The sequence below is a fragment of the Sphingomonas sp. P2_B6 genome (assembly GCF_056404755.1).
In genome coordinates this window covers 56,148-81,599 of the sequence record NZ_JBFUDK010000004.1, presented here as the reverse complement: position 1 = coordinate 81,599, position 25,452 = coordinate 56,148, and the positions used below count along the sequence as shown (strand labels likewise).

The window sequence follows — 25,452 nt, the reverse complement described above, 5'->3', positions numbered from 1 at the left end:
CTTTCTCCAATGTAAAGTGGAATTGGACCCACGGAGGCATGATGTGACATTTTTGCGACAACCTACCCGTGCGGGCGTGCGAGACGCCGCAGCAAAGATCGCGGGAATCCTGCCGCCGTCGCCGCTGTTCGTGATGGAAATCCGTGGAATTCCAGTGGCTTTCAAGGCGGAGTCGTTGCAGCCGGTCGGCGCGTTCAAGCTGCGTGGGGCGTGGCATCGGCTCACCGCAATCGACGAAGAATCGCGCCGAAAAGGCGTCGTGGCCTTCTCTTCGGGCAATCATGCGCAGGGTGTCGCCTGGGCGGCGAAGCGGCTCGGCATGCCGGCGGTGATCGTGATGCCGGCCGATGCGCCGAAATCGAAACGCGACGGGACGCTGGCGCTGGGGGCGGAGGTGGTCAGCTACGACCGCGCGACCCAGAGTCGCGAATCGATCGCCGCGCAACTCGCCGAGGCGCGGGGTGCGGTGCTGGTGCCGAGCTTCGACGATCCCTGGATCATCGAGGGGCAGGGGAGCGCGGGAATCGAGGCATCGGCGCAGATGGTCGAGCGTGGGCTGGGCGAGCCAGTGCAGGTGATCGTGCCGTGCGGCGGTGGCGGACTGGCGGCGGGAATCGCGCTGGGGCTGCGCGATGCCTTCGTCACGGTGGTCGAGCCAGAGGGCTGGGACGATATGCGCCGCTCGCTCGAGGCCGGCTGGATCGAGCCGGTAGGACCGAATCCGCCGCCGACGGCGTGCGACGCGCTGCAGACGACGCTCGTCTCGCCGCTGACATTCGACGTGCTGTCGCGACGCGGCGTACAGGGCGTGGCGGTGAGCGAGCGCGAGATTCGCAACGCCCAGCGTTGGGCGGCGGAGAAATTGCGGTTGGTGGTGGAACCGGGCGGCGCGGTGGCGCTCGCCGCCTTGCTGGCGGGCAAGGTCGAGATGGCGCACGGAACGCTGGTCATCCTGTCCGGCGGCAATGTCGATCTGGCGGCATATGGCGCCGTGCTGGCCGGGGGCGACTGAGCATGGACGGCTATCTCGGCGCGCTGGGTGGAGTCGCGCAGGCGATGTCGGCGATGGCGCCGGCGATCAGCATGCTGGCGGTGTTCGCGCTGATCTTTGGCGGGATCTATCTGCTGGTGAAGAAGCGCGAGCGGCAAAAGGGCATCTTGATGCTGGTGCTGGCGGTGGTGATCTTCGGCAACGTGGTAATCTGGACGCTGTAAATCCTTCTCCCATCGGGAGAAGGTGGCGCGTAGCGCCGGATGAGGGTGATTGGCCCATCACTCTCACCCTCACCCTCCCGCCGCTTCGCGGCTCCTTCCCTCTCCCGCTGGGAGAGGGAAAAGAAGTCACCGGATCGGCGAGTTCGGGTCGAGCCGCATGTCGAGATACTGATCCACCGACCCCATCAGCTCGGGCATTTCATGCTCGAAGAAGTGGTTCGCCTTCGGGATCGTGTCGTGATGGATTGTGATGTGCTTCTGCGTGCGCAGCTTGTCGACCAGCTTCTGCGTCGCGAGCGGAGTCACCACTTCATCCGCTTCGCCCTGGATGATGATGCCCGAGGCCGGGCAGGGCGCGAGGAAGGTGAAGTCGTACATGTTCGCGGGCGGCGCGATCGAGATGAAGCCGCGGATTTCCGGACGGCGCATCAGCAGCTGCATGCCGATCCACGCGCCGAAGCTGACGCCGGCGATCCAGGTGGTCGAAGCTTCCGGGTGGAAGCTCTGCACCCAGTCGAGCGCACTTGCGGCGTCCGAAAGTTCGCCGACGCCATTGTCGAAGGTGCCCTGGCTCTTGCCGACGCCGCGGAAGTTGAAGCGCAGGGTCGCGAAACCGCGGCGCTGGAAGGTCTTGTAGAGCTCCTGCACGATGCGGTTGTTCATCGTGCCGCCCGACGACGGGTGCGGATGCAGGATCATCGCGACAGGCGCGCGCGGGCGCGGCGCGGGAGCGAAACGGCCTTCGAGACGGCCGTCGGGACCGGGGAAAATGACTTCTGGCATGGGACCTGCTGACAAAAATTCGGTGAGCGCGTGGGCCGCGCGGAATTGGGCGCTATATAGGCATGACGCGCCCCGGCGCAATCATTGTGCCCATGAGGACCCCCGACACTTGGCCGACCGCATCTATCTCGATCATGCCGCGACGACGCCGATGTTGCCCGAAGCGGTGGCCGCGATGGCCGAAGGCATGGCGCGCTGGGCCAATCCGTCGTCGCCGCATGCCGAAGGGCGGGCGGCGCGGGCAGTGCTGGAAGAGGCTCGCGGACGGATCGCGGCGGCCTATGGCTGGACGGGCGAGACGATCCTGACCAGCGGGGCGAGCGAATCGCTGGGGATCGCGCTGAACCGGTCGGTGGCGGCGCGGCGGGCGATTTCCGCGGTGGAGCATGATTCGGTGATGCGGGTCGCGCTCGATGCGGCGGTGCTGCCGGTGGATGCGGCGGGCCTGGTCGACATGGCCGCGCTGGCCGAGGTGCTGGCGGGGCCAGAGCGGGTGCTGGTCGCGGTGCAATGGGCGAACAGCGAGACCGGCGTGCGCCAGCCGGTCGCGGCGATCGCCGAGGTCGTGCATGCGGCGGGGGGGCTGTTGCTGGTCGATGCGGCGCAAATGCCGGCGGGGGCGGACAGCGACATTGTGGCGCATGCCGATTTCGTGGCGATCTCGGCGCACAAGCGTGGCGGGCCGCCGGGGGTTGGTGGATTGCTGGTGCGCGACTTCTCCTCGCTGATCCCGACTGGTGGGCAGGAGCGCGGCTATCGCGCCGGGACCGAGAATCTGCCCGGCGTGCTCGGTTTCGCGGCGGCACTGGGCGTGGCAGAGGATATCGAGCGCCTGAGGGCGCTTCGGCTGAAGCTGGACGATGCCATTGCGCGGTCGGGTGGCGACGTGGTGGCGCGGGGCCAGCATCCGGCGATCGGCGCCTATCGCATGCGCGGGCTCGCCGCGACGACTCAGCTGATCCGGTTCGACATGGCCGGGATCGCGGTATCGGCGGGCAGCGCCTGCTCCTCGGGCAGCATGAAACCCAGTCATGTGCTGGGCGCGATGGGCTGGAGCGTCGATGCGTCACGCGAAGTGGTGCGGGTGAGTTTCGGGCGGTCCACCACCGAGGCGGATGTCGATGCGTTCATTGCCGAGTGGCGCAACGTGTCGCGCGCGGCGCGGGCGTTCGCGGCGTGATCTATCTCGATTATCAGGCGACCACGCCGCTGGCACCCGAGGCGTTGGCGGCGATGCTGCCCTGGCTGCAGAACCAGCACGCCAATCCGCATTCGGCGCACGCGCCAGGGCGGGCGGCGAAGGCAGCGGTCGAGGTGGCGCGGGACGCCGTCGCGGCGTTGCTGCCGGCGGGCGGATCGCTGTCCTTCACCGGCGGGGCGACCGAGGCGATCAACTGGGCGATCAAGGGCGTTGGTGCGGGGCGGATTGTCACATTGGCGACGGAGCATGCGGCGACGCTCGACACGGTCGAGGCGCTGGCGCGGGCGGGCAGGGCAGTCACCGTGCTGCCGGTCAAAACCGACGGACTGCTCGATCTGGAGGCGGCGCGGGCGGCGATCGGGCCGGGGACGGCGCTTGTGGTGGCGATGCTGGTCAATAATGAGATCGGCGTGATTCAGCCGATCGCCGAGCTTGCGGCAATCGCCCATCAGGCGAACGCGCTGTTCTTGTGCGATGCGGTGCAGGGTTATGGCCGGATGGCGATCCCCGACGGGTGCGACCTGATCGCGATCTCGGCGCACAAGATTCATGGCCCGAAAGGCATCGGCGCGTTGTGGATCCGTGACGGCGTGACGATCGAGCCGTTGCTGCACGGAGGCGGGCAGGAGGCGGCCGGTCGATCCGGTACGCTGTCGCCCGCCTTGTGTGCCGGCTTCGGCGCGGCCGCAAAGCTGATGCTCGACTATTGCCATGACGATGCGCTTCACATCGCCCATCTCTGGGATAAGGCGATCGAGGTGCTGGGAGATGGCTGGGCGATCAACGGCGCGGTGGAGCAGCGCTATCATGGCAACCTCAATATCCGCCGCGACGGGCTCGATGTGAATCGGCTGATGTCGGCATTGCGCGATATCGCCTTTTCGGCCGGCTCCGCCTGTGCCAGCGGGTCGGGCCGGTCGAGCCATGTGCTGCGCGCGATCGGGCTGAGCGAGGCGCAGGCGCGGTCGAGCATCAGGCTCGGCTTCGGGCGGTATACGACGGAAGAGGAACTGGTGATCGCCATCGACCGGATCAATGCCGCCGCTGCGGCGCAGCAGATCGCCGCGTGATGCGGGTGCGCTTCATCCGAATCGACGGATCGATCAGCGAGGTCGAGGCGAAGGCCGGCGACCGGCTGCTCGAGGTGGCGCAGGCCGATGCCCAGCCGCTCGAGGGGACGTGCGAGGGGCAGATGGCCTGTTCGACCTGCCACGTCATCCTGGATGCGGCCGATTTCGACCGGTTGCCGCGCCCGAGCGAAGATGAAGAGGACATGCTCGATCTCGCAGCGGGCGCCACGCGGACCAGTCGGCTGTCCTGCCAGATCTGGCTCGACGAGACGCTCGACGGACTAACCGTACGGATTCCGGGTGAAGTTCGGAACATGCAGGGCCGTTGATCATTCCGCTCCCGTGCCTTCATGGCACGCAGGAGAAGAAACCCATGAAGATCTTGGCTTTGATGGCAGCAGGCCTGATTGGTGCCGCCGCCCTGACCCCCTTGCCGGCGGCCGCTGCCGGTAGCGGACAAGTGGTGGTGCATGAGCGGACCACGGTTCGCCACGTCAGCACGAACCGCCACAATCGCTGGCGCTGGAAGACGGTATGCCGCACCAAATGGCGCAACCATCATCGGACGCGGGTCTGCAGAAAGGTTCGCACTCACTGGTAACCGCACTTTCCGGGAGATCATCCAAGGAAAGGAAATTTCATGAAAACGATCGCTCTCATGTCCGCCGCGGCGCTTGCCGCAATCGCCATGGCGCCGGTGACGGCAACGGCCGCGCCGCATCATGGCTGGAAATGGAAGACGGTCTGCAAGACCGGCTGGCATCACGGCCACAAGACGCGCGAATGCCACAAGGTCCGTACCCGCTGGTAAAGCGGGCTTGATCACTCCGCCCGACTCCCCCATATGCGCCGCGGGAGTCGGGCGGACGTGGTCGTCGCCAACCCGGTCAGGTCCGGAAGGAAGCAGCCGCAACGATTTCGCCGCGGGTCGTTCCGGCTCCCACCCCGCCCCATCTAAAAAGCGCGGATCTAAAACCTGGCGATCTCTGGCGTCGCGGAGCGCGACCGCCTAGATGGATCGCAATGTCCGACTCCTTCGATCTTGGCGAACCGCCCCAGCCCGCAAAGGCTGAAGTCTACCGCGTCCTCGCGCGCAAATACCGGCCGCAGACCTTTGCCGAGCTGATCGGCCAGGACGCAATGGTCACCACGCTGGCCAACGCGATCAAGCGCGGGCGCCTGGCGCATGCCTTTCTGCTGACCGGCGTGCGCGGGGTGGGCAAGACCTCTACCGCGCGGCTGATCGCCAAGGCGCTCAACTGTATCGGGCCCGACGGCAGTGGCGGGCCGACGATCGACCCGTGCGGCGTGTGCGAGCCGTGCCGCGCGATCGCCGAAGGGCGCCACATCGACGTGATCGAGATGGACGCCGCCAGCCATACCGGCGTCGACGATGTGCGCGAGATCATCGACGCGTCGCGCTATTCGGCGGTGTCGGCGCGGTTCAAGATCTACATCATCGACGAAGTCCACATGCTGTCGAAGAACGCGTTCAACGCGCTGCTCAAGACGCTGGAAGAGCCGCCGGCGCATGTGAAGTTCCTGTTCGCCACGACCGAGGTGAACAAGGTGCCGGTGACGGTGCTGTCGCGGTGCCAGCGGTTCGACCTGCGGCGCATCCCGGCGGACAAGCTGGCCGATCATTTCGGGCGCGTCTGCGAGGCGGAAGGCGTCGAGGCCGAGGCCGAGGCGCTGGCGCTGATCGCGCGGGCGGCCGAGGGCTCCGCGCGGGACGGACTGTCGATCCTCGATCAGGCTATCGCGCATGCGGGCATCGAGGGCGAGGGCGTGAAGGCCGGCGCGGTGCGCGAGATGCTGGGCCTGTCCGATCGCGGCGCGATCCGCGACCTGTTCGGGCTGGTGCTGAGCGGGGACGGGCAGGGCGCGCTGGCGGCGCTGCGGCGGCAATATGATTTCGGGGTGGACCCGCTCGGCGTGCTGCGCGCGATGCTGGAGACGGTTCATGCCACCACGCTCGTCAAGCTGGGCACCGCGCCCGAGGCCGGGCAGGCGGTGGAGGAGCGCGAGGCGCTGGCGGGCTGGGCCGGCAAGCTGAGCTTCGCCGCGCTGCACCGGCTGTGGCAGCTGCTGCTCAAGGGCCATGACGAGGTCGCGCGTGCGGCATTGCCGATCGAGGCGTGCGAGATGGCGCTGCTGCGGCTGATCCATGCCTCGACCCTGCCCGATCCGGGCGAGCTGGCGCGGATGATCGTGAACGGCGCGCCGATCGGCGGCGCGGCACCCGCCGCGCCGGCGGCGCGGGCGTCGGCCCAGCCGGTCGAGGCGAACCTGCCCAATAGCATCCGCGATCTGGTCGCGTTCCTCGAGGACCAGGGTGAGCATGCGCTGGCGGTCAAGATGACGCGCAGCGCCAGCGTCATTCGCTTCGCGGCGCCCGAGCTGGTGCTGAGCTCGTCCCGGCCCTTGCCGGCGGACCTGATCCGCGAGCTGAATGTTGAACTGAAGCGGCTGACCGGCAAGCCGTGGAAGGTCACGTCGGAAGACGCCCAGGGCGCGCCGACCATCAAGGACGAGGAAGAGGCGAAGCGCGACGCGATGCGCGCCGCCATCCTCGAAACCCCGGTGGTCAAGGCCGCGTTCGAGGCGTTTCCCGATGCCGAATTTCCCGAAACCGAACTCGACCGCCTGATGGCGGCACAACGGAGCGTATCATGAAGAGTATCGAAGACATCATGGCCATGGCGCAGAACGTCCAGGCCGAGCTGACCAAGGCGCAGGCCGGCCTCGACGCGATCGAGGTCGAGGGCGCGGCCGGCGGCGGGCTGGTCAAGGTCAAGGCGTCGGCCAAGGGCCGGATCATCGGGATCGACATCGATGAATCGCTGCTCGCGGCGAGCGAGAAGCAGATGCTCGAGGACCTGATCGTCGCGGCGTTCAACGACGCCAAGGTGAAAGCGGACGCGGCATCGAGCGCCGAAATGTCCAAGATGACCAGCGGTATTCCGCTGCCGCCGGGGTTCAAGCTGCCTTTTTAAGGGAACAATCCGTCGCATCTTCTTGTTACGCACCCAGCAAAACAGGAGGATGCCATGGCTGACGATCGTGTAACCGAAACCCCGCATACCACCGTGATCGAGAAAAGCGGCGGTGGCGGCGCTGGTATCTTCATCGGCATCATCCTGCTGATCGCCGTGGTGATCGGCGGCTTCTATCTGATGAACCAGAGCAAGAACGACAATCTGAAGACCGACGCCGTCACCAGTGCGGCGAAGGATGTCGGCGACAGCGCCAAGAAGGCCGGCGACGCGGCCGAGAAGGCGGCGCAGTAAGGCCAATTCCACCGTTCGTGCTGAGCTTGTCGAAGCACTGTTCTTCTTTCGCCCGTCGAGAAGAAGAGCAGCCCTTCGACAGGCTCAGGGCGAACGGGAAGGGGTCTCTTCTGCGAGAATTTACCGCAAGCACCCGTCGAGTCCATCATTGCGCACCACGCCGACCTGGCGGGTGAGGACATTGCCGTGGCGGCGGGTGAAGCCCTTGGCGCCGATCACGGCGCGTTTCTTGGGAAGCGGGAAGATGGCGGCGAGACGGCCGGCCTCGGCGGGCGTCATGGTCGATGCGTCATGGTTGAAATAACGGATCGACCCTGCGTTCACGCCATAGGTGCCGATCCCGGTCTCGGCCACGTTGAGATAGACCTCCATGATCCGCCTTTTGCCCCAGATCGTCTCGATCAGGACGGTGAAATACGCCTCGAGCACCTTGCGGGGATAACCGCCGCCCTGGATCAGGAACACGTTCTTGGCGGTCTGCTGGCTGATCGTCGAGCCGCCGCGGATGCGGCCGCCCTGGGCGTTGCGGGCATAGGCCTTGGCCAGCGCCGCGAAATCGAACCCGTGATGCGTGCAGAAATTCCCGTCCTCTCCGGCGATCGCCGCGCGCGCCATGTCCGGATCGATGCGCGACAGCGGCATCCAGGATTTGGTGATGCCATGCCCGCTCACCGCGTCGCCGAGCATGGTGAGTGTGACCGGCGGCGGCACGAAACGGTAGAGCACGACCATGAACACCGAGATCAGGACGAAGGCGCCGATCAGCTTGAAGAACCAGCCGATCAGGCGACGCAGAAACGAGCGGCGGGGTTTCATGGGTAAGGCAGGTTCCGGATCGTCTATCGGCGCGTAGTGCGCGCTTCGGTTGCTGGTTTGAATCGACGCGGGCGGCGCGGTGGGGCGCGGCCGTATGGGGTCTGCCCCGAATTCCAATGGCGGCCCCCGCTCGTCGCTCATTTCCCTCTTCTAGGCGAGCGAGGCGGGCGCGGCAAACCGGCCGGTCGCGGGCAGTGTCGCGATCAGCGCCCGAGCTGCCTCCACCCCTGTTTCATAAGCGCCGTGCGCGGTGGAAAAGTCAGTGCGCGAGCAGGCCTCACCGGCGAAGAACAGGCGATCGTCGACTGGCGCGGCAAGCACCGCGCGCTGCGGCGCTCCGCCGACGCGCGCGTGCGAATAGGAGCCGTGGATGTGCGGCTCGGCACGCCAGCGCGTCGTGACGATCGGCGTCATCCGGTCGCGCCAGTCGCTGCCGAGCAGCGCGACCAGCTCGCGAATGGCGAAGTTCGCGGCGGCGCCGTCGCCCTCGTTCTCCAGCGCCTCGGCGCAGTCGCCGCCGAAGAAGCATTCGATCAGCGGCAGGCCGAACAGGCCGAGGCGGTAGCTCGCGGTGCAGTTGCTGTGGGGATTGCCGATGAGATGGCCATTGTTGGGAAGCTCGATACCGTCGATGCGCAGATAGACCTTGTCGGCAAGACCGAGCGGGAGCGCGGCCGCGGCTTCATGCTTGGCGGGGAGCGGCGGATCGAAGACGATCCTTTCCTCCCCCAGTGCCGTCGTCGGCACGCCAAGGATGACCCGACGGGTTTCGATCGTGCCGCGGTTGGTTTCGATCTTCAGCGCGGGGCCGCGATGGTCGATGCGGCTGACGATCGTGTCGAGCTGCACCGGAACACCTGCCGCATGATGGGTGATCAGGGTGCCGTAGCCCTGAGGCACCGTCCAATTGTCGTCGGTCGACGCATCCTCATAAGCGGCCCAGTCGTGCAGCGAGACCTGCGCCAGCGGGGCGCCGTTGACGTAGCCCGAGATCGCATCGATCAGCGGACGCCAGGGATCGTCGGGGGCGATGAAGGCGGAGAGCGGCTGGTCGGGGCCGGAAAGCGCGGCATGGGCCGCTTCTTCCCAGCGTGACCAGGCCCTGGAATAAGCCTCCTGTTCCTCGGGCGGGAAGCCCAAGTTGCGCCATTGCGAGCGCCAGTTGGAAGGGGAGCGGTCGACGGTAAGGCCGTAGTGCTCGGCGAGTTGCGTCCAGGGGTTGCGTTTGGCGGAGTGAAGCCAGGCGCACCCTAGATCCACTATCATCTCCCCCCGCGAAGACGGGGGAAGAGAGGAGGGCAAGGCAACACTATGCGCTCGCCCGCCGAGGCGGCTGCCCGCCTCCACCAGCAGGACGTCCAGCCCCGCGTCATGAAGTGATCTCGCGGCGGCGATGCCGGCCGCGCCGGCGCCGACGACGATCGCGTCAGCACCGGCCATGGCTTACGCCGCGACCAGCATCCGCTTGTCGCCGGCGAGGCGCATCATCGCCTTTTGCAGCTTCTCGAAGGCGCGGACCTCGATCTGGCGGACACGCTCGCGGCTGACGCCGTACACCTGGCTCAGTTCCTCGAGGGTCTTGGGATCGTCGGTCAGGCGACGCTCGGTCAGGATGTGCTTCTCGCGCTCGTTGAGGTCGTCCATCGCCGAGACGAGCATGTCGTGGCGAACGTCCGCTTCCTGTGCGTCGGCGACGACCGAGTCCTGCAAGGGCGCATCGTCCTGCAGCCAATCCTGCCACTGGCCTTCGCCGTCTTCACGCATCGGCACGTTGAGCGACGTGTCGCCGCCCATCGACATGCGGCGGTTCATGCTGGTGACCTCTTCCTCGGTCACCCCCAGATCCTTGGCGATCTTGGCGAGATGCTCGGGGCTCAGATCGCCGTCCTCGAACGCGTCGAGCTTCGACTTCATCCGGCGCAGGTTGAAGAACAGCTTCTTCTGCGCGGCGGTGGTGCCCATCTTCACCAGGCTCCACGAGCGCAGGATGAATTCCTGGATCGAGGCGCGGATCCACCACATCGCATAGGTCGCAAGACGGAAGCCGCGATCGGCCTCGAACTTCTTCACGCCCTGCATCAGGCCGATATTGCCCTCCGAGATCAGCTCGGACACGGGCAGGCCATAGCCGCGATAGCCCATCGCGATCTTCGCGACGAGGCGGAGGTGGGACGTGACGAGCTGCGCCGCCGCGTCTGTGTCGCCGTGCTCCTCGAAGCGCTTGGCGAGCATATATTCCTGCTCGGGCGCGAGGATCGGAAACTTCTTGATCTCGGACAGGTAGCGGTTGAGGCTTGCCTCTCCGCCGAGGGCGGGGATCGTCGCCGGGACGTTGCTGCCGCTTGCCATGATCAAATCTCCCTTACTGATGCGCCGTCCCTACTATGAGGCGACGCGCGCTTGAACCTATACGTAGAGTCTATCGAACAGTTCCTGCATGTCGGCCGGCATATCGCTATCGAATGCCAAAGCTGTGCTTTCGACGGGGTGAATGAACCCGAGCCGGGCCGCGTGCAATGCCTGTCGGTGGAAATCCAGGGTTTCCAAAATGGACCGGTGGACTGGTTTTGTTCTACCATAGACCGGGTCCCCAAGCAAGGGATTTCCGATCGAGGCCATGTGAACACGCACCTGATGGGTGCGGCCGGTCTCCAGCCGGCATTCGACCAGAGCGGCTTCCTTCAGCCGTTCCAATGTCTTGTAATGCGTGACCGCGCGCTTGCCGGTCGGCACGATCGCGATCTTCTTGCGGTTCGCGGGCGACCGCGCGAGCGGGGCGTCGACGGTGCCCTCCGACGGAAGCGGGCGGCCGGTGACGATCGCCTTGTAGCGGCGATCGATGCTGTGATCGTGAAACTGCTTCGCCAGGCCTTCATGCGCCCGGTCGGTCTTGGCCGCGACCATCAGCCCCGACGTATCCTTGTCGATGCGGTGGACGATGCCGGGCCGCGCCACGCCGCCAATGCCGGACAGGCGCCCGGCGCAGTGATGGAGCAGCGCATTGACCAATGTGCCGTCGAAATTGCCGGCGGCGGGATGGACGACGAGGCCGGCCTGCTTGTCGATCACGATCAGGTGATCGTCCTCGAACACCACGTTGAGTGCGATATCCTGGGCTTCGTTATGCGCCGGCGTCGGCAGCGGGACGGCGATGGTAAAGACGCTGCCGGCAATGGCTTTACGCGACGGATCGCGCGCGAGTGTGCCGCTTTCGTCGATCACGGCACCGGAGGAGAGCAGGGCCTTCAGCCGCTCGCGCGACATGGTCGGCACTGCGTCAGCCAAAGCGCGATCCAGACGCCAGCCACCGGCTTCGTCCGAGATGCGTGCTTCGATATTTGTAACCCCCCGGTCCATGCCGTAGCGATGTGGGAATGGAGTACGGAATTTCAAGCACTCTCCTGGGCAGACTGCTAACCGACGCGAAAAATTCCCCGGGCGCGGAGGTTTGCGGGCTGTTGTTCGGCGGGGAAGGGCGGATCGAGGCGGCCGAAGCATGCGCCAATGTGGCGGCCGAGCCGGCGCGGGCGTTCGAGATCGATCCGGCCGCGCTGTTCGCGGCGCATCGGCGCGCACGCGCCGGCGGGCCTCGGGTGATCGGGCATTATCATTCGCACCCTTCCGGCGAGGCGGTGCCATCCGTGCATGATGCGGCGCAGGCGATGGGGGACGGGGCGTTGTGGCTGATCCTGACGGCGCGCGAAGCGCGGCTTTGGCGCACGGATCGTGTCGGGACGTTCGAGGCGGTGCGACTGGCGGTGAAAGACACGTGAAGTAAAACGCATCGGGGCTGCCGAAAATCGGACAGTAAAAGAGGATTTTTGCCAGCCAACGTCGACCCCGATTTTTCGGGTATGCGCCGCGATGCCGCGAGTAATGGAACTGATAAACCAGCGCGACCGTATTCGATGCGCCAGATTCCTCAGTCATCGTTCGTTTCAGGCGTGGTGTAATAGTCATCGACTATTTCCCGATTTATGAGAATCGATCATGGCTATTGTCGGGTTTCCTGATTGTCGCGCGCGTGCCCACAGGACTTGAACGGCGTTCTTGCCCGGCGGACCGGCCTTGCCGTGGGCAGGTCAATCCGACTTACGGCGGGGTCGCCGCCGCGCCTTGAGGCGCCACTCCTCCGGCCGGCGATTGCGCAGCCAACGCAACGCGACCCTTGAGTCGGCGAGGACATGGTGCCGGCAGTCGGCATAAAGCGGCGTGTCGCTGTTGCGGTCGAAGACGTGCTCGGCCTGATAGGCATAGCCGATCGCGCGCCGGAACATGCTCGGTTCCACCAGCCCGGCATGGTCGCCGCGGCCCATCGCGACCGCGAGGCCGAATTCCGGATATCGGTCGAGCCAGCGGTACAGGGTGGCGATGCTGACCGAGAAGCATTGGGCGAGCGCCGCATTATCGGTGCCGAGCCGGCAAAGCAGGCGCGCCTGCCGGGCGAAGGCGGGGTCGTAGCGGGTGGGGCGTCCTCTTTTCATGGGACGAGGATGAGGAAGGGGCGTCGAGATTTGAATCGATGCCGGAGATCCGTGGGGTTTGCGCCTGGCCCCAGACCGCCGCCGCTCGGAAAGGTGCTGCCCGGGCCATGGAGGCTCCCGGCATCGTCTATCAATTAACGCGCGGATGGAGGCTCGCGCAGTAATCAGGAATTGCAAGTAATTCGCAATAGCTCTAAAGTGACGCCTCCGTTCATCAAGGGGTGACACCGTGACATTGATCCTGAGACGCCTCGCCGTCGCTGCCGCGAGCGTACCGTTGGTCCTTGCCGGGGCGGCGCAGGCGCACATGCCTTATGTCCTGCCGACGGTGTTCGATGTGGGCCAGGGCGATCATGTGACGGTCTCCTCGTCCTTCGCCGAGACCGCCTTCGTTCCCGAGATCGCGATGCGCGATGCGCCTTTCCACCTGATCCGCCCGGATGGCAGTCGTTGTGACGTCGGCCCGGTGACCTATCTGCGGGACCTGTCGATCTTCGAGGCCGACCTGAAGGCGGACGGCACCTATCGCATCACCAGCGGCCAGCGTGCCGGGCGGAAATCCACCATGTATCGTGATGACAAGAAATGGGTGATCCGCGGTGAGGACGGTGCGGAAACCCCGCCGGGGGTCACAACGGTTGCCGTGCAGAGCATGACGCTGGCCGATGCCTATGTCACGCGCGGCCCACAGAATGACACGGCGCTCAAGCCATTTGGCCAGGCGCTGGAAATCCAGGCCGTGACTCATCCCAACGCGATCAGCGCGGGCAGTGAAGCCCGTTTCGTGCTGTTGTTCGACGGCAAGCCGCTCGCCAATACCGATGTCACGCTGTTCCGCAGCGCCGGGGTCTATGACGGCCGGAAGGTCGCGGTGGAGACCAGGAGCGATTCAGGCGGCGCGTTCACGCTGAAGATCGAGGACGCGGGCGCCTATCTCATCATGGCACGGCATCGCGCGCCGGCGCCGGCCGGGTCCGAAACGCCGTGGCGGAGCTATACCTACACGCTGGCCTTCGACGCGGCCTAGACGTCGCACCATGACGCGAAGGTCGCTGCCTGGCCGTGCAGGACGCCGTCGGTGTCGATCAGCTGCCAGACGACCCCGTTGTCGATGCGGAAGCGGCGACCGGATTTCGCGACCCTTATCCCGGAATAGTCCGCGACGAAGCCGTTGCGGGCGACCTCGTCCAGCAATCGCTGCCGCTCCGCCCGATCCGGCGCCTCGGCCGACAGGCGCGAAGGCAGGGTGACGAACGCGTCCCACGAATATTCGAAACAGGCCTGGGCGGTGCGGTTGGCGTAGATGAAGCGGGGATCGGGGTCGGTATTGTGCGCGAGCACTACAAAGGGGGCTTCGTGATAGAGCCAGCCGGCGTCACGGTCCGCTGCCAGGGGCACGCCGACCAGGCGCGCATAGCTGCCGGTGAGCAGGGCGAAAAAGGCCGCATCGACGGAGAGGTTTGCGGAGGAGCCGGGGGCGATCTGCATCTGGTTCTGTCCTTCGAGCGTGCCGATCAGGCCGGCCATATTGACCATGACCAGGTTCGGCCACGTAACTTGTCGCACGGTGGCGGCAACCAGATTTCCGTCGAGGTCGCTTGACCGGTCGAGAGGGTGGGATAGTCATTCCGCCATGGCAACAATGTTCCTGCACTCGCCCGCGCTGTCCGGCGCCTTGTTGTTCGCGGCGCTGCTGCTGGCTGTCGAGATCGGCCGGCGGCTTGGATTGCGCTGGGCGCCGCGCGAGGGCGGCACGCATGGCGGGACCGCCGCGCTCGACAGCGCGGTGTTCGCGCTGTTCGGGCTGCTGATCGCTTTCACCTTTTCCGGCGCGGCGTCGCGCTTCGACGCGCGGCGTGACCTGATCGTGCAGGAGGCCAATGCGATCGGCACGGCCTATCTGCGCGTCGACCTGATGCCGGGCGCGGACCAGCCGGCGATGCGGGACGATTTCCGACGCTATGTGGACTCGCGGCTGGCGGCCTATCGGGTGGTTTCCGATCCGGTCGCGTTCAAGGGGGCGCTGGATCGATCGGCCATCCTGCAGAACCATATCTGGAAGCGAGCGATCATCGCCACGCTGGAAGCGGGCGCGTCGCCGGCGATCGGCACCCAGTTGCTGCCGGCGATCAACGACATGATCGACATCACCACGACCCGCGCGGTGGCGACCCAGATGCACCCGCCAGCCATCGTCTATGTCCTGCTGCTCGCCCTGGCCTTTGCGAGCGCGCTGCTGGCCGGCTACGGCGTGGGCGAGGCGCATGCACGGCACTGGCTGCACAGCGGCATCTTCGCGGCGATCCTGACCGTCACCCTCTATGTCATCGTCGATTTCGAGCATCCGCGCATGGGCAGCATGCGAGTCGACAATTTCGACAGCCTGCTGGTCGATATGCGCGCGTCGATGACCTGATCCCCCGCGCCGACGCTTCATCGTGCCGCCGCCGTCCGGGCGTCGGACAATGCCTGCTTCATCGCCACCGCGAGCAGGGGCGGGCGCATTCTGTGCCGCGGCAACCATCGATCTCGGGCCGGCCAACATCGCGATACCGGCGCGACTTGCACAGTCGCGCCCGCATCGCCAGAAGAGCAAACCCATTTTCCCCGGAGCAATTTCATTCCATGACCATCAGCCCGGTCGACTTCGCCAGCCTGTTATGTTCCCGCCTGTGCCACGATCTGCTGAGCCCGGTGGGCGCGCTCAACAACGGACTCGAATTGCTCAACGACGAGCAGGACCCGGACATGCGCGCGCGCTGCCTGGACCTGCTCGGAGAGAGCGCCAGGGCGTCGGCGAACAAGCTGAAATTCTTCCGGCTCGCCTTCGGCGCGGCGGGCGGCTTCGGCGAGACCGTCGACGCGCGCGAGGCGCGGGCGGCGATCGAGGGGCTGTTCGGCGACAATCACCGGGTCAATCTCGGTTGGCTGGTCGAGGACGCGACCCTGCCCAAGGCTGCGATCAAGGTCCTGCTCAACCTGGCGCTGATCGGCGGTGATTCGCTGGTGCGTGGCGGGCAGCTCGACATCGGGGCTGAGGCACTGGACGGCAATGTCGAGATCGTGGTGCGGGCGGACGGGCCGCGCATCGTGCTCGACGACGAATTGCGGACCATGCTGCAGAGCGGGCAGCAGGACGACGAGCCGATCACGCCGCGTGGCGCCGCCGCCTATCTGGTGCATTCGCTGGTCGCCGAGGGCGGCGGCACCGTAAAGGTATCCGATCCCGGCGAGCCGGTGTTGCTGTTCGGGGCGACATTCCGGGTCGGGTGACGAGTCAGCGACCAAAAGAGACCGGTGCGAGGTTCGCTGAAAAGCAAGAATCGAAGCCTCGTTAAACGCACCCTTAACCAGTGCCTTGCCATGGTCGCCCCCGCATCCCCGGGGGCCCATGGACGATCTTCTTCAGGAATTCATCGCCGAGACGCGCGAGACGCTTGAGGCGCTCTCGGGCGAAATCGTCGCGTGGGAAGCGTGCCCGGACGATCGCGAGCGGCTCGATGCCATTTTCCGTTTCGTGCACACGGTGAAGGGGAGCTGTGGTTTCCTGGACCTGCCGCGCCTCGCCCGCCTCAGCCACGCCGCCGAGGACGTGCTCGCGGCGGTGCGGTCGAACGAGCGCCTGCCCGACACGCGGCTGGTCAACGCCGTACTGGCGATCGTCGACCGGATCGGCGARCTCGTCGAGGCGATCGATGCCGGCGTGCCGATCGAGGAGGATGGCGAGGATGAGCTGATCGCGGCGCTCGAGGAAGGATCGGCGCTTGCCATCCAGGCGCACAGCGCGAACGCCGCGCGCAGCCCGACGCGGAGCGTGCGCCTCAATGTCGACCTGCTCGACAGGATGATGAGCGGCATGTCCGACATGGTGCTCGCGCGCAACGAGCTGGCCCGGCGCCTGCGCGACGACGGCGCCGACCCGACGGTGGAGGCAGCGCTGGAGCGGCTGTCGCTGACCGTCGCGGAGATGCGCGACACCGTCACGCGGACTCGCATGCAGAAGATCGACGCGTTGTTCTCCGCCCTGCCGCGCATGGTGCGCGATACCGCGGCCGAGCTCGGCAAGTCGGTGGCGCTGCGAGTCGAGGGCAGCGATGTAGAGCTCGATCGCGAGATGATCGAGATGATGCGCGACCCGCTGGTCCATATCGTCCGCAACGCGATCGACCATGGCCTCGAATTGCCCGCCGAGCGCCGCAAGCTGGGCAAGCGCGAGAGCGGCCGGCTGACCGTCTCCGCGCGGCAATCGGGTAACCAGATCATCATCGAGATCACCGATGACGGGCGCGGCATCGACACCGACCGGCTGATCGCCAAGATCGCCGCCAAGGGCGCGCGCAGCGCCGAGGAGCTGGCGGCGCTGAGCGACAAGGCGAAGCTCGCCCTGGTGTTCGAACCCGGCGTGTCGACCAAGGACGCCGTCACCGCCATTTCCGGCCGCGGCGTGGGCATGGACGTGGTCCGCGCCAATGTGGAGCAGATCGGCGGGCGGATCGAGCTGTCCAACACGCCGGGCAAGGGCCTGCGCATCGCCATTCACGTGCCGCTGACCCTGTCGATCATCGCGACGATCGGCGTCGGGGTCGGCGATCAGCGGTTCGCGATTTCCCGCCAGGCGATCGAGGAGATCGTGCGGGCGGGCGGCGATGCCATCCGGGTCGACATGCTCGGCGGCACGCCCGCCGCCACGGTGCGCGACCGCCGCATGCCGCTGGTCGATCTGGGCGGGCTGCTCGGGCTTTCGGGCGGACGCGACTCGACGATGCTGGTGATCGTCGGCGTGCCCGGCGGGAGCTACGCGCTCGCGGTCGAATCGGTGCTCGATCATGAAGAGCTGGTGATCAAGCCGGCGGCGCCGGCGGTGATGGCGACCGGGGTCTATGCCGGGCAGACGCTGCCCGACAGCGGCCTGCCGATGCTCTTGCTGGACTGCGCCGGCATCGCGACCATGGCGGGCCTGCAGTTCGGGGGCGAGGTCGCCGTCGACGAGGTAGCCGCGGAGGTGGTGGCACCGACCGTGTCCGCCCTGTTGTTCGACGATCTGGACGGCGAGCGCCGGCTGGTGCCGCTGACCATCATCGACCGGATCGAGCCAGTGCCGGTCGAGGCGATCCGCTTTTCCGGCGGGCGGCTACGGCTGTCGGTCGAGGGGCGGATCATTCCGCTCGCGGTGCAGGGCGAATGGGACAGGCGCGACATGGTCTCGGTGCTGCGCCTGCGCGACGGCGATGCCGAGATCGGCTATGCGATCAGCGACGCGATCGACATCGTCACCTTGCCCGAGACGGTCGTGCCCGCGCGCGAAGCCGGCCCGGTCGCCGGCGTCGTCTCGATCGACGGCGAGCAGATCGAGCTGCTCGATCTCCACTGGCTGTTTGCGACTCATGGCGCCGAACTCGGTGCCGCCGCGCCGCCGGTCTGCCTGATCGACGGCGCCGAATCAGCCTGGATGACGACCTTCCTCAAGCCGGTGCTGGAAGGCGCCGGGTATCGAGTGGCCACGGGCCTTAAAACGGGCGAGGCGGCCGCGGTGGTGCTGACCATGAGCGCTTCGGGCGCGCCGGTGCAGGGCAATGTGCCGGTGGTGCGGCTGCGCCGCGACCGGGCCGTGGGCGGCCCCGCCGATACGAGCATCTATCGTTATGACCGGGACGGCCTGCTCGCCGCCCTGGCCCGGTCGGCGGGAGGCCGCTGATGTCCGATCTCTTTCTCATCGCGCATATCGCCGGCCGCGCCGTGGCGATCGATTCCCGGCAGGTCGAATCAGTCGTCGATATCGGCGCGGTCGTGCCGGTCCCTGGCGCCGATCGCCAGGTGCGGGGCCTTGCCGCGTTGCGCAGCCGGGTGGTGACGGTGATCGACACCCATGCCGCACTCGGGCTGCCGACGCCGGAGATCGAGGCGACGCGGGCCGTCATCACGCATGTCGAGGGCCATCATTATGCGATCCTGGTCGACTCGCTCGAGGATGTAGCACCGTTCGAACTGGCGCCGCTCTCGCCCGGGATCGTGCTCGACCCGGGCTGGCGCACGACCGGCTGCGGCATCGTCGAACGCGCCGGTGAACCAATCCTCGCGATCGACCTGCGCGCGCTGGTGCCCGGGCTGACGGCGATCGCCGCATGACGGCCGGTTAACCCGAAACTCACGGGTTTCCGGCAAACAGGCCGCTCGACCGGGCGGAAACAGGGTGAGACTCGATGAAGACGTGTCTTGTGGTGGACGATTCGAAGGTGATCCGCAAAGTGGCGCGTCACATTCTGGAAACGCTGGACTTCGAGGTTTCCGAGGCCGGCGACGGGCAGGAAGCGCTCGATTCCTGCCTCGCCTCCATGCCCGACGTGGTGCTGCTCGACTGGAACATGCCGGTGATGACCGGCATGGAATTCCTGCTGGCGCTGCGGGACCGCACGCCATCGCCCCGGCCCAAGGTGGTGTTCTGCACCACGGAGACCGGCCTGGCGCATATCCGCGCCGCGATGGACGCCGGCGCCGACGAATATGTGATGAAGCCGTTCGATCGCGAGATGCTGGAGAGCAAGCTTCAAATCGTCGGCATGGCCTGAACGGCCTGTCCGCCATGCCCCTGGGATCAACCCTCATGGCCGGCCGCACCGTCGAGAGCCGGGACCGGCCGCGCATCCTGATCGTCGACGATTCAGCGGTGGCGCGCGCGGTGATCGCGCGCGCCATCGACCTGAGCGGCAAGTTCCTGGTGGCGGGCGCCGTGCCGCACGCCCGTGCAGCGCTCACCTTTCTGCAGGGGCAAAAGGTTGATGGCATCCTGCTCGACATCGAGATGCCCGGGATGAACGGCCTGGTCGCCTTGCCCGAGCTGCTCGTGGCGGGCGCCGGCGCCAAGGTGCTGGTGGTTTCGTCGTCCTGCGGCGAGGGGGCGGCGGCGACGATCGAGGCGCTGTCGCTCGGCGCGGCCGATACGCTGGTGAAACCCGATATCGGCGACTTCGCCGCGCGTTTTTCCGTCGCGCTCGACGAGAAGCTGGAACGCCTGTTCGAAAAGACCGAGGCCGTTGCCGGGGAGATGCGGCTGGCGACGGACCGCGCCGTCGGCGGCGGATTCGACATCGTGGCGATCGGCGCATCGACCGGCGGCATTCATGCGCTCAGCCTGTTGTTGCGTGAAATCCCGGCGAGTTTCCAATTGCCGATCCTGATCACTCAGCATCTTCCGGACAGCTTCATGACCTATTTTGCCGATCAGGTGGCGACCCTTGCCGGGCGGCCGTGCGACGTGGCGACGGATGGGATGCGGATCCAGCCGGGTCGCGCCATCGTCGCGCCGGGTACCGCGCATATCCGGGTGGTCGCCACGGGCGAGGGCGCGGCGCTGCGCCTGTCGACCGAGCCGGCGAAGAGCGGCTGCACGCCGTCGGTCGACCCGATGTTCGACAGCCTGGCCAAGGTGTTCGGGTCGCGCGCGCTCGGCATCGTGCTGAGCGGCATGGGACGCGACGGCGCTGACGGCGCAAGGCGGATCATCGAACGCGGCGGCAGCGTCGTGGTGCAGGACCAGGCAAGCTCGGTCGTGTGGGGCATGCCGGGCGCCGTCGCGACCGGCGGCACCGCCAGCGCGATCATGCCGCCCGCGGAAATCGGAAAAATGGTGGCGTCACGCCGGAGGCCCGGATGTTGACACCCGCACCCCGTACCAGGCCGGCAGGCGCGCTCAACGTGCTCGCCGCGCTGCTCGAATCCCGCACCGGGCAGCAGATCGCGGCCAATCGCGAATGGCGGATCGAGAGCGCGCTGAAGCCGCTGATGCGCGAGCGCGGGCACGAGACGCTCGACCAGCTGGTCAATGACGTGCTGCGCCTGCCCAGCGTCGGCGAACAGGTGGTCGACGCGCTGCTGAACCAGGAAAGCTCGTTTTTCCGCGACTCCGCGGTGCTCGACATGATCGCCGACGCCGTCGACGCGATGCGTGCCGAGGGGCTGACCCGGCGCGTGCGGATCTGGTCGGCCGGCTGCTCGATCGGGCAGGAACCGCTGTCCCTCGCCATGCTGTTCGCCGAGCGCGACGCGGCGGACGGGGCGCTTTCACCCGAAATCATCGCCACCGACGTTTCCGAAACCGCGCTCGCCCGCGCGCGCTCGGGACGCTATTCGCAATTCGAGATCCAGCGCGGACTGCCGGTGCGCCGCATGATGCAATGGTTCGATCCGGTCGGCGGCGACTGGGTCGCCAGGCCCGAGCTCGTCCGCCAGATATCCTTCCGCAAGCTCAACCTGGTCGCCGATCCACTGCCGATCGGCCGCTTCGACATCATCCTGTGCCGCAACGTGCTGCTGTATCTGTCGGCCTCGCTGCGCACCCGGGTGTTCGACCGGCTGGCCGAGGTGGCGCGCCCCGGCGCGTTGCTGGTGCTCGGGGCGGGCGAGACGGTGATCGGGCAGACCGAAGCGTTCCGTCCGAGCCAGCGCTATCGCGGGCTGTACGAGCCGACCGGCGCTCCGTTCGTGCGCGCCATCGCCGTCTGATCGACGGTTTACATTCGCTGGGACAGGCCGCAAGCGGCCCCGCGATGACTCAGGCGATATCCGGGGAAGGGCAGGCCAGGGGGTTCGGCCCGCACGATCTCATCGTCGTGGCGGGCATGAACATCCTGTGGGGCTTCAACATCATCGCGGTGAAGATGGCGGTGAGCGGGATTGCGCCACTGACCGCGGGCTTCCTGCGGCAACTGCTCGTCCTGATCGTCTGCCTCGGCTCGCTCCGGGTCATCCGCGGCCGGATGCGGGCGCTGACCGCGCTCGGCATCCTGTCGGGCGGCGCCTTTTATGTCGCCACCAACCTGTCGCTGGCGATCACGCATCATGTCGGCGCGCTGGCCATCGCCGGGCAGCTTGGCGTGCCCTTTTCGCTGTTGCTGGCCATCATCGTGTTCCGCGAGAAGATCCGCCTGCCGCGGATCGCCGGCATCGTGCTGTCGGTCGCGGGTGTCGGCCTGCTGGTGTTCGACCCGGCGATGGTCGAGGAGATACCGGGGCTCGCGCTGACTGCGCTGGCGAGCTTCATCTGGGCGATCTGCTCGCTGATCCAGCGCAACCTGATCGGGGTGCCGGTGCTGACCATCTATGCCTGGATCGGGCTATGGGGATCGATCATCCTCGGTACGACCGCGCTGGTCGTCGAGACCGAGGCGATGTGGGCGATCCCGCAGATTCCGCTCCGGACATTCGGCTGGGTGGTCTTTTCCGCCATTGGATCGACCGTGCTGGGGCAGGGAGCGATGTCCTGGCTGCTCCAGCGCCATCCGGTCAGCACCGTCACCCCGCTCACGCTCGCCTCACCGATCATCGCGGTGTTCGCGACGGGGTGGTATTTCGACACGCCGCCGACCATGCTTATGCTGACGGGCGGTGCTATCGCGATGGTCGGTGTCGCCATCGTCACCATCCGGACCGCGCGCGCAGGGGACACGCCATGACGATCATCGACACGCCCTCGCCCAATTTCGACGAGCGCCGCCTGGGGATCTCGATCATCGTCCTGCATTATACCGGCATGCAGGACGCGCAGGGCGCGATCGACCGGCTGCGCGATCCGGCGGCCAAGGTCTCGGCGCATTATCTGGTGGCGGAGGACGGCACGATCCTGCGCATGGTGGCGGAGGACAAGCGCGCCTGGCACGCGGGCAAGGCGCGCTGGCGCGGGATCGAGGACGTCAACAGCGCGAGCATCGGCATCGAGATCGTCAATCCCGGCCATGAATTCGGCTATCCGCCCTTCCCGGAGCAGCAGATCGACGCGTTGCTGCCGCTGGTCGCGGAGATCAAGGAGCGCCACGGCATCACCCGCGGCAATATCGTCGGCCATTCGGATGTCGCGCCGACGCGCAAGCAGGACCCGGGCGAGCTGTTCCCCTGGAACCGCCTCGCGAGACTGCGCCTTGCCCTGCCGCGGCCGACCCGGAACCTGATGGACCCGATGTGGACCGACGCCGGCTTCCTGATCGCGCTGGAACGGTTCGGCTATGACGTGTCGGACAAGCTGGCGGCTGTCGTCGCCTTTCAGCGTCGCTACCGCCCCGAGCTGATCGACGGCGAGATCGACGGAGAGTGCCGTTCGATCCTGCTGGCGCTGTTGTTGCCAAAGCCCGCCGGAGACGATTGATTTTTGTGTCCGCTTTCGCGCGAGTGAAACTCGCGCTACAGGGCTCCGGCCAGAGGGTCGGGCGGCCGCGTCACGTGCAAGCGTGCCGAGGAAAGTCCGGGCTCCGCGAAACGACGGTGCCGGGTAACGCCCGGCGGGGGCGACCCCAGGGAAAGTGCCACAGAGAGCAGACGGCGAAGGCTTCGGCCCCGCCACGGTGAAAGGGTGCGGCAAGAGCGCACCGCGCGACTGGTAACAGGAGCGGCACGGCAAACCCCACCGGGAGCAAGACCGAATAGGGGCGGCATATGGGCTTCGTTTCAGCTCGTCGCCCGGGTTGGTTGCTTGAGCCCGCATGCAAATGCGGGCCTAGAGGAATGGTCGCCCATCCCTGAAAAGGGTGGACAGAACCCGGCTTACAGACCCTCTGGCATTTTTCCGAAGCGCTTCTTTACGCTGCAATATTATCGCCGCATAAGCTTCGAAAGGCGGGGATATCATGCGGGCACTCAAGGCAGGAATTTCAGGCGTCGCGTTGATCGCTGCGGCGGCACCGGTTGTTGCGCAGCAGGCGACCACGACTGTCCAGCAGGATTTCGAAGCGGCCGACGCCCTCGACGCGGGCACCGACAAACAGGCGGCGCTCAACGCCTGGGAGGCGCTCGAGCGCCGCACGGTGAAGAACAAGCGCAGTCATGCCATCATGCTCGTGCGCAAGAGCGCGGCACTCTTCGCGCTCGACCGCAAGGACGAGGCCGTGGCAGCCGCGCGGGCCGGCCTGGCCGACTTGCCGGCCAACGACGCGTCGTTGAGCGATGACCGTTACCGTGCCTATCTCAACCTCGGGCGCATCGCGCAGGAGGCAGTCGATTATGCCAGCGCGATGGCGGCTTATCGCGATGCGGCGGCCGCGAGCGATTCGGCGGCCAACCGATTTGCGGCACTGCTCGGCCTCGTCCAGACAGCCACTTATGTCGACCCCGCCGTTGCCACGGACGCGCTGGCGAAGGGCAAGGCGATCATGGCGACGGCCATGGTCGACCCCGTGGTTTCGGCGGAGTTCGCCCGGCGCGAGGGTCTGTTGCTGCTCAACAATGGCGACTTCGCGGGTGCCCGCGCGAAGTCGGCGGAAGCGGTAAAGCTCCTTGGTGGCCTGACGACGCGTGTCGACCTGCGCGATGTCTCGGCGCGGTCCGACACCGCGATCGCGGCGCTGCTCGCCGGCAATTCCGAAGAGGCCCGAAAATATATGGCCTATACCGGGGCGGGCCGCCTGCCCAAGGGAACCTTCGATCCGGCGGTGCAGATGAAGGCACCGGCTTGCGGCGGAGAGGGCGGGCTCAAGCCGGACGACATGGCCGTGGTCGAATTCAGTATCGGCGATGACGGAACGGTGATTTCGAGCACGCCGATCTACGCGGCGGGCGGCGGCCCGGTAGCGCTGGAATTCGCGCGCGCGGCGCTCGGCTGGTCGTGGACGCCCGAACAGGTGAAGACGCTGCCGCGATTCTTCCGTTACAATATCCGGATCGAGATGCGCTGCTCGACGGAGTTCGAGCGGCCGTCGATCGGCAATTTCCTCTCGGCCAGCCTGGAAAACTGGCTGGTGGAAAAGCAGCTGACGGTTCCCGCCAAGGATGGCCTGTCGGATGCGCAGGCCCTGCCGCGCCAGCGCGTCGCGCTCGCCGCCGCCGAGGTGAAGGGCGCGGAGTCGCTTCAGACGCTGCCCGCGCTGTACCGGTTGGTCGACAATGTCGTCCTGCCGCGTGAAGAGGCCAATGTCCTGGCACGCCGCGCGCTCGCCATCGCGGACGCGAACGGCGTGCCCGCACTGCCTCGTCTGGCGTTGGACCTCGCCGAGCGCGGTTCGGCCCGCGCCACCGGCAAGCGCGGGAGCGATTTCGCACGCGAGGCGATGCCCCTTCTGACGCAGCCATTGTACGCGAATGATCCGCAGGCCAGATCGGCCTTGCGGCTGCTGATCGCGGATGCCGATGAGCGATCAAAGGGATCGCGGACGCGCGAGTTGCTGCGTCAGGTGGCAGAGGATTCCGCTCTCGTCGCGAACGACCCGATGCGAGTCGGCGCGTTGGTCCGCATCGCCTCGATCGAGCAACAATCGGGCAATGCCGAGGCGGCACGGGCTGCGTTCGAACGATCGGGGCTAGCGGCCAATCAATGTGGCATCGTCGATTCACCACCGAAGTTCCTGAGCGCCGGCGGCACTTTTCCGCAGGAAGCCATGCAATGGGGCTTCGAGGGGTGGACCCAGACCCAGTTCGACGTGTCGGCGGAGGGGCGGGTGGTGAACGAGCGGGCCATTCTCAGCTATCCGCCCTTCGTCTTCACCAAGGCGGGCGTACGCACCATGGCGGGTGCGCGCTATGCCAAATCCTATCGCCCCGACGGGGCGCTCGGATGCGGTGCGAGCAGCCAGCGAGTCCGATTCACACTTGGTTTCTAGAATCCTGGCTGAGAC

The 25,452-nt window shown here is 66.8% G+C and carries 29 protein-coding genes and 2 other RNA genes; 24 read left to right on the top strand and 7 right to left on the bottom strand.

All coding sequences use genetic code 11. The features are described 5' to 3' along the window. Positions 1–43: 43 nt before the first annotated feature. Positions 44–1,012 (top strand): threonine ammonia-lyase, encoded by a 969-nt coding sequence (locus AC1DX5_RS07055; protein ID WP_478014669.1) that lies wholly within the window; start codon positions 44–46, stop codon positions 1,010–1,012. Positions 1,013–1,014: 2 nt separating this feature from the next. Continuing rightward, positions 1,015–1,215: a hypothetical protein gene (locus tag AC1DX5_RS07050; RefSeq protein WP_465176854.1), complete on the top strand. Its 201-nt coding sequence runs from the start codon at positions 1,015–1,017 to the stop codon at positions 1,213–1,215. A 126-nt stretch (positions 1,216–1,341) separates the two neighbouring features. On the opposite strand, the gene AC1DX5_RS07045 is transcribed toward AC1DX5_RS07050, so the two are convergent. Further along, the gene (locus AC1DX5_RS07045) at positions 1,342–1,998 is read right to left on the bottom strand and encodes an alpha/beta hydrolase (protein ID WP_478014668.1); all 657 of its coding nucleotides are present in this window, start codon (positions 1,996–1,998) and stop codon (positions 1,342–1,344) included. A gap of 109 nt (positions 1,999–2,107) precedes the next feature. Here AC1DX5_RS07045 and AC1DX5_RS07040 point away from each other — a divergent pair, with 109 nt between their 5' ends. From AC1DX5_RS07040 to AC1DX5_RS07000, 9 genes are all read left to right on the top strand, one after another. Next, positions 2,108–3,178: a cysteine desulfurase family protein gene (locus AC1DX5_RS07040; protein WP_478014667.1), complete on the top strand. Its 1,071-nt coding sequence runs from the start codon at positions 2,108–2,110 to the stop codon at positions 3,176–3,178. After that, complete coding sequence (locus AC1DX5_RS07035) at positions 3,175–4,269, top strand: cysteine desulfurase family protein (protein WP_478014894.1); 1,095 nt, start codon at positions 3,175–3,177, stop codon at positions 4,267–4,269. Before AC1DX5_RS07040 ends, AC1DX5_RS07035 begins: the two co-directional genes overlap by 4 nt. After that, positions 4,266–4,598, top strand: a complete 333-nt coding sequence (locus AC1DX5_RS07030; protein ID WP_465173571.1) for a 2Fe-2S iron-sulfur cluster-binding protein — start codon at positions 4,266–4,268, stop codon at positions 4,596–4,598. Before AC1DX5_RS07035 ends, AC1DX5_RS07030 begins: the two co-directional genes overlap by 4 nt. Positions 4,599–4,642: 44 nt before the next feature. Continuing rightward, on the top strand, positions 4,643–4,870 hold the full coding sequence (locus AC1DX5_RS07025; RefSeq protein ID WP_465173570.1) for a hypothetical protein: 228 nt from the start codon (positions 4,643–4,645) through the stop codon (positions 4,868–4,870). A 39-nt stretch (positions 4,871–4,909) separates the two neighbouring features. Continuing rightward, a complete protein-coding gene (locus tag AC1DX5_RS07020; RefSeq protein WP_465173569.1) occupies positions 4,910–5,080 on the top strand; it encodes a hypothetical protein in 171 nt (56 codons plus the stop codon). A 39-nt stretch (positions 5,081–5,119) separates the two neighbouring features. Next, positions 5,120–5,217: signal recognition particle sRNA small type (gene ffs, locus AC1DX5_RS07015), an RNA gene on the top strand. A gap of 75 nt (positions 5,218–5,292) precedes the next feature. Then, on the top strand, positions 5,293–6,945 hold the full coding sequence (locus tag AC1DX5_RS07010) for a DNA polymerase III subunit gamma/tau (protein ID WP_478014666.1): 1,653 nt from the start codon (positions 5,293–5,295) through the stop codon (positions 6,943–6,945). Beyond that, positions 6,942–7,265, top strand: a complete 324-nt coding sequence (locus tag AC1DX5_RS07005) for a YbaB/EbfC family nucleoid-associated protein (RefSeq protein WP_465173566.1) — start codon at positions 6,942–6,944, stop codon at positions 7,263–7,265. The genes AC1DX5_RS07010 and AC1DX5_RS07005 overlap by 4 nt, the downstream gene beginning before the upstream one ends. 54 nt (positions 7,266–7,319) lie before the next feature. Further along, the gene (locus AC1DX5_RS07000) at positions 7,320–7,559 is read left to right on the top strand and encodes a hypothetical protein (protein WP_465173565.1); all 240 of its coding nucleotides are present in this window, start codon (positions 7,320–7,322) and stop codon (positions 7,557–7,559) included. 120 nt (positions 7,560–7,679) lie between these two features. Here AC1DX5_RS07000 and mtgA read toward each other — a convergent pair whose 3' ends face one another. The 4 genes from mtgA to AC1DX5_RS06980 all read right to left on the bottom strand — a co-directional run bounded on the left by mtgA (position 7,680) and on the right by AC1DX5_RS06980 (position 11,732). Next, positions 7,680–8,375, bottom strand: a complete 696-nt coding sequence (gene mtgA, locus AC1DX5_RS06995) for a monofunctional biosynthetic peptidoglycan transglycosylase (protein WP_465176850.1) — start codon at positions 8,373–8,375, stop codon at positions 7,680–7,682. A gap of 150 nt (positions 8,376–8,525) precedes the next feature. Beyond that, positions 8,526–9,815, bottom strand: a complete 1,290-nt coding sequence (locus tag AC1DX5_RS06990; RefSeq protein ID WP_478014665.1) for a flavin monoamine oxidase family protein — start codon at positions 9,813–9,815, stop codon at positions 8,526–8,528. Between the two features lie 3 nt (positions 9,816–9,818). Beyond that, on the bottom strand, positions 9,819–10,724 hold the full coding sequence (gene rpoH, locus AC1DX5_RS06985) for an RNA polymerase sigma factor RpoH (RefSeq protein WP_465173562.1): 906 nt from the start codon (positions 10,722–10,724) through the stop codon (positions 9,819–9,821). A gap of 57 nt (positions 10,725–10,781) precedes the next feature. Next, complete coding sequence (locus AC1DX5_RS06980; RefSeq protein ID WP_465173560.1) at positions 10,782–11,732, bottom strand: RluA family pseudouridine synthase; 951 nt, start codon at positions 11,730–11,732, stop codon at positions 10,782–10,784. A 17-nt stretch (positions 11,733–11,749) separates the two neighbouring features. Between AC1DX5_RS06980 and AC1DX5_RS06975 the strand changes: the two genes are divergently transcribed. Further along, positions 11,750–12,148: a M67 family metallopeptidase gene (locus AC1DX5_RS06975; RefSeq protein ID WP_478014664.1), complete on the top strand. Its 399-nt coding sequence runs from the start codon at positions 11,750–11,752 to the stop codon at positions 12,146–12,148. A 309-nt stretch (positions 12,149–12,457) separates the two neighbouring features. Here the strand turns inward: AC1DX5_RS06975 and AC1DX5_RS06970 are convergent, their stop codons facing one another. Next, positions 12,458–12,859: a hypothetical protein gene (locus AC1DX5_RS06970; protein ID WP_478014663.1), complete on the bottom strand. Its 402-nt coding sequence runs from the start codon at positions 12,857–12,859 to the stop codon at positions 12,458–12,460. Between the two features lie 229 nt (positions 12,860–13,088). Between AC1DX5_RS06970 and AC1DX5_RS06965 the strand changes: the two genes are divergently transcribed. Beyond that, positions 13,089–13,886, top strand: a complete 798-nt coding sequence (locus AC1DX5_RS06965; RefSeq protein WP_478014662.1) for a DUF4198 domain-containing protein — start codon at positions 13,089–13,091, stop codon at positions 13,884–13,886. On the opposite strand, the gene AC1DX5_RS06960 is transcribed toward AC1DX5_RS06965, so the two are convergent. Further along, on the bottom strand, positions 13,883–14,395 hold the full coding sequence (locus tag AC1DX5_RS06960) for an MEKHLA domain-containing protein (protein ID WP_478014661.1): 513 nt from the start codon (positions 14,393–14,395) through the stop codon (positions 13,883–13,885). The two genes, AC1DX5_RS06965 and AC1DX5_RS06960, sit on opposite strands and share 4 nt — an antisense overlap. Positions 14,396–14,492: 97 nt before the next feature. Between AC1DX5_RS06960 and AC1DX5_RS06955 the strand changes: the two genes are divergently transcribed. The 11 genes from AC1DX5_RS06955 (at position 14,493) to AC1DX5_RS06905 (ending at position 25,437) form a co-directional block, all read left to right on the top strand. After that, on the top strand, positions 14,493–15,275 hold the full coding sequence (locus AC1DX5_RS06955) for a bestrophin-like domain (RefSeq protein ID WP_478014660.1): 783 nt from the start codon (positions 14,493–14,495) through the stop codon (positions 15,273–15,275). Positions 15,276–15,484: 209 nt separating this feature from the next. Further along, positions 15,485–16,132 (top strand): histidine phosphotransferase family protein, encoded by a 648-nt coding sequence (locus AC1DX5_RS06950; protein ID WP_478014659.1) that lies wholly within the window; start codon positions 15,485–15,487, stop codon positions 16,130–16,132. A gap of 118 nt (positions 16,133–16,250) precedes the next feature. Next, positions 16,251–18,554, top strand: a complete 2,304-nt coding sequence (locus AC1DX5_RS06945; protein ID WP_478014658.1) for a chemotaxis protein CheA — start codon at positions 16,251–16,253, stop codon at positions 18,552–18,554. Continuing rightward, positions 18,554–18,985 (top strand): chemotaxis protein CheW, encoded by a 432-nt coding sequence (locus tag AC1DX5_RS06940; protein ID WP_465173552.1) that lies wholly within the window; start codon positions 18,554–18,556, stop codon positions 18,983–18,985. The genes AC1DX5_RS06945 and AC1DX5_RS06940 overlap by 1 nt, the downstream gene beginning before the upstream one ends. 74 nt (positions 18,986–19,059) lie before the next feature. Continuing rightward, positions 19,060–19,425, top strand: coding sequence for a response regulator (locus AC1DX5_RS06935; protein ID WP_465173551.1), 366 nt, complete (start codon positions 19,060–19,062; stop codon positions 19,423–19,425). A 35-nt stretch (positions 19,426–19,460) separates the two neighbouring features. Continuing rightward, positions 19,461–20,513: a chemotaxis protein CheB gene (locus tag AC1DX5_RS06930; protein ID WP_465173550.1), complete on the top strand. Its 1,053-nt coding sequence runs from the start codon at positions 19,461–19,463 to the stop codon at positions 20,511–20,513. Beyond that, positions 20,507–21,358 (top strand): CheR family methyltransferase, encoded by an 852-nt coding sequence (locus AC1DX5_RS06925; protein WP_465176840.1) that lies wholly within the window; start codon positions 20,507–20,509, stop codon positions 21,356–21,358. Before AC1DX5_RS06930 ends, AC1DX5_RS06925 begins: the two co-directional genes overlap by 7 nt. A gap of 44 nt (positions 21,359–21,402) precedes the next feature. Further along, complete coding sequence (locus AC1DX5_RS06920; protein WP_478014657.1) at positions 21,403–22,308, top strand: DMT family transporter; 906 nt, start codon at positions 21,403–21,405, stop codon at positions 22,306–22,308. Then, positions 22,305–22,994, top strand: coding sequence for an N-acetylmuramoyl-L-alanine amidase (locus AC1DX5_RS06915; RefSeq protein WP_465176838.1), 690 nt, complete (start codon positions 22,305–22,307; stop codon positions 22,992–22,994). Before AC1DX5_RS06920 ends, AC1DX5_RS06915 begins: the two co-directional genes overlap by 4 nt. Positions 22,995–23,043: 49 nt before the next feature. Then, positions 23,044–23,408, top strand: an RNA gene (gene rnpB / locus AC1DX5_RS06910) — RNase P RNA component class A. Between the two features lie 64 nt (positions 23,409–23,472). Next, positions 23,473–25,437, top strand: coding sequence for a hypothetical protein (locus tag AC1DX5_RS06905; RefSeq protein ID WP_478014656.1), 1,965 nt, complete (start codon positions 23,473–23,475; stop codon positions 25,435–25,437). The last annotated feature ends 15 nt before the right edge of the window (positions 25,438–25,452 follow it).

Bases quoted from the DNA above. Each gene is read 5' to 3' on its own strand.
- AC1DX5_RS06925 (WP_465176840.1), top strand. From the start codon at position 20,507: ATGTTGACACCCGCACCCCGTACCAGGCCGGCAGGCGCGCTCAACGTG.
- AC1DX5_RS07045 (WP_478014668.1), bottom strand. From the start codon at position 1,998: ATGCCAGAAGTCATTTTCCCCGGTCCCGACGGCCGTCTCGAAGGCCGT.
- AC1DX5_RS06960 (WP_478014661.1), bottom strand. From the start codon at position 14,395: ATGGTCAATATGGCCGGCCTGATCGGCACGCTCGAAGGACAGAACCAG.
- AC1DX5_RS06930 (WP_465173550.1), top strand. From the start codon at position 19,461: ATGGCCGGCCGCACCGTCGAGAGCCGGGACCGGCCGCGCATCCTGATC.
- rpoH (WP_465173562.1), bottom strand. From the start codon at position 10,724: ATGGCAAGCGGCAGCAACGTCCCGGCGACGATCCCCGCCCTCGGCGGA.
- AC1DX5_RS06950 (WP_478014659.1), top strand. From the start codon at position 15,485: ATGACCATCAGCCCGGTCGACTTCGCCAGCCTGTTATGTTCCCGCCTG.
- AC1DX5_RS06955 (WP_478014660.1), top strand. From the start codon at position 14,493: ATGGCAACAATGTTCCTGCACTCGCCCGCGCTGTCCGGCGCCTTGTTG.
- AC1DX5_RS06990 (WP_478014665.1), bottom strand. From the start codon at position 9,815: ATGGCCGGTGCTGACGCGATCGTCGTCGGCGCCGGCGCGGCCGGCATC.
- AC1DX5_RS07005 (WP_465173566.1), top strand. From the start codon at position 6,942: ATGAAGAGTATCGAAGACATCATGGCCATGGCGCAGAACGTCCAGGCC.
- AC1DX5_RS07025 (WP_465173570.1), top strand. From the start codon at position 4,643: ATGAAGATCTTGGCTTTGATGGCAGCAGGCCTGATTGGTGCCGCCGCC.
- mtgA (WP_465176850.1), bottom strand. From the start codon at position 8,375: ATGAAACCCCGCCGCTCGTTTCTGCGTCGCCTGATCGGCTGGTTCTTC.
- AC1DX5_RS06980 (WP_465173560.1), bottom strand. From the start codon at position 11,732: ATGGACCGGGGGGTTACAAATATCGAAGCACGCATCTCGGACGAAGCC.
- AC1DX5_RS06915 (WP_465176838.1), top strand. From the start codon at position 22,305: ATGACGATCATCGACACGCCCTCGCCCAATTTCGACGAGCGCCGCCTG.
- AC1DX5_RS07010 (WP_478014666.1), top strand. From the start codon at position 5,293: ATGTCCGACTCCTTCGATCTTGGCGAACCGCCCCAGCCCGCAAAGGCT.
- AC1DX5_RS06920 (WP_478014657.1), top strand. From the start codon at position 21,403: ATGACTCAGGCGATATCCGGGGAAGGGCAGGCCAGGGGGTTCGGCCCG.
- AC1DX5_RS06935 (WP_465173551.1), top strand. From the start codon at position 19,060: ATGAAGACGTGTCTTGTGGTGGACGATTCGAAGGTGATCCGCAAAGTG.
- AC1DX5_RS07020 (WP_465173569.1), top strand. From the start codon at position 4,910: ATGAAAACGATCGCTCTCATGTCCGCCGCGGCGCTTGCCGCAATCGCC.
- AC1DX5_RS07050 (WP_465176854.1), top strand. From the start codon at position 1,015: ATGGACGGCTATCTCGGCGCGCTGGGTGGAGTCGCGCAGGCGATGTCG.
- AC1DX5_RS06975 (WP_478014664.1), top strand. From the start codon at position 11,750: ATGGAGTACGGAATTTCAAGCACTCTCCTGGGCAGACTGCTAACCGAC.
- AC1DX5_RS07000 (WP_465173565.1), top strand. From the start codon at position 7,320: ATGGCTGACGATCGTGTAACCGAAACCCCGCATACCACCGTGATCGAG.
- AC1DX5_RS06940 (WP_465173552.1), top strand. From the start codon at position 18,554: ATGTCCGATCTCTTTCTCATCGCGCATATCGCCGGCCGCGCCGTGGCG.
- AC1DX5_RS06970 (WP_478014663.1), bottom strand. From the start codon at position 12,859: ATGAAAAGAGGACGCCCCACCCGCTACGACCCCGCCTTCGCCCGGCAG.
- AC1DX5_RS06905 (WP_478014656.1), top strand. From the start codon at position 23,473: ATGCGGGCACTCAAGGCAGGAATTTCAGGCGTCGCGTTGATCGCTGCG.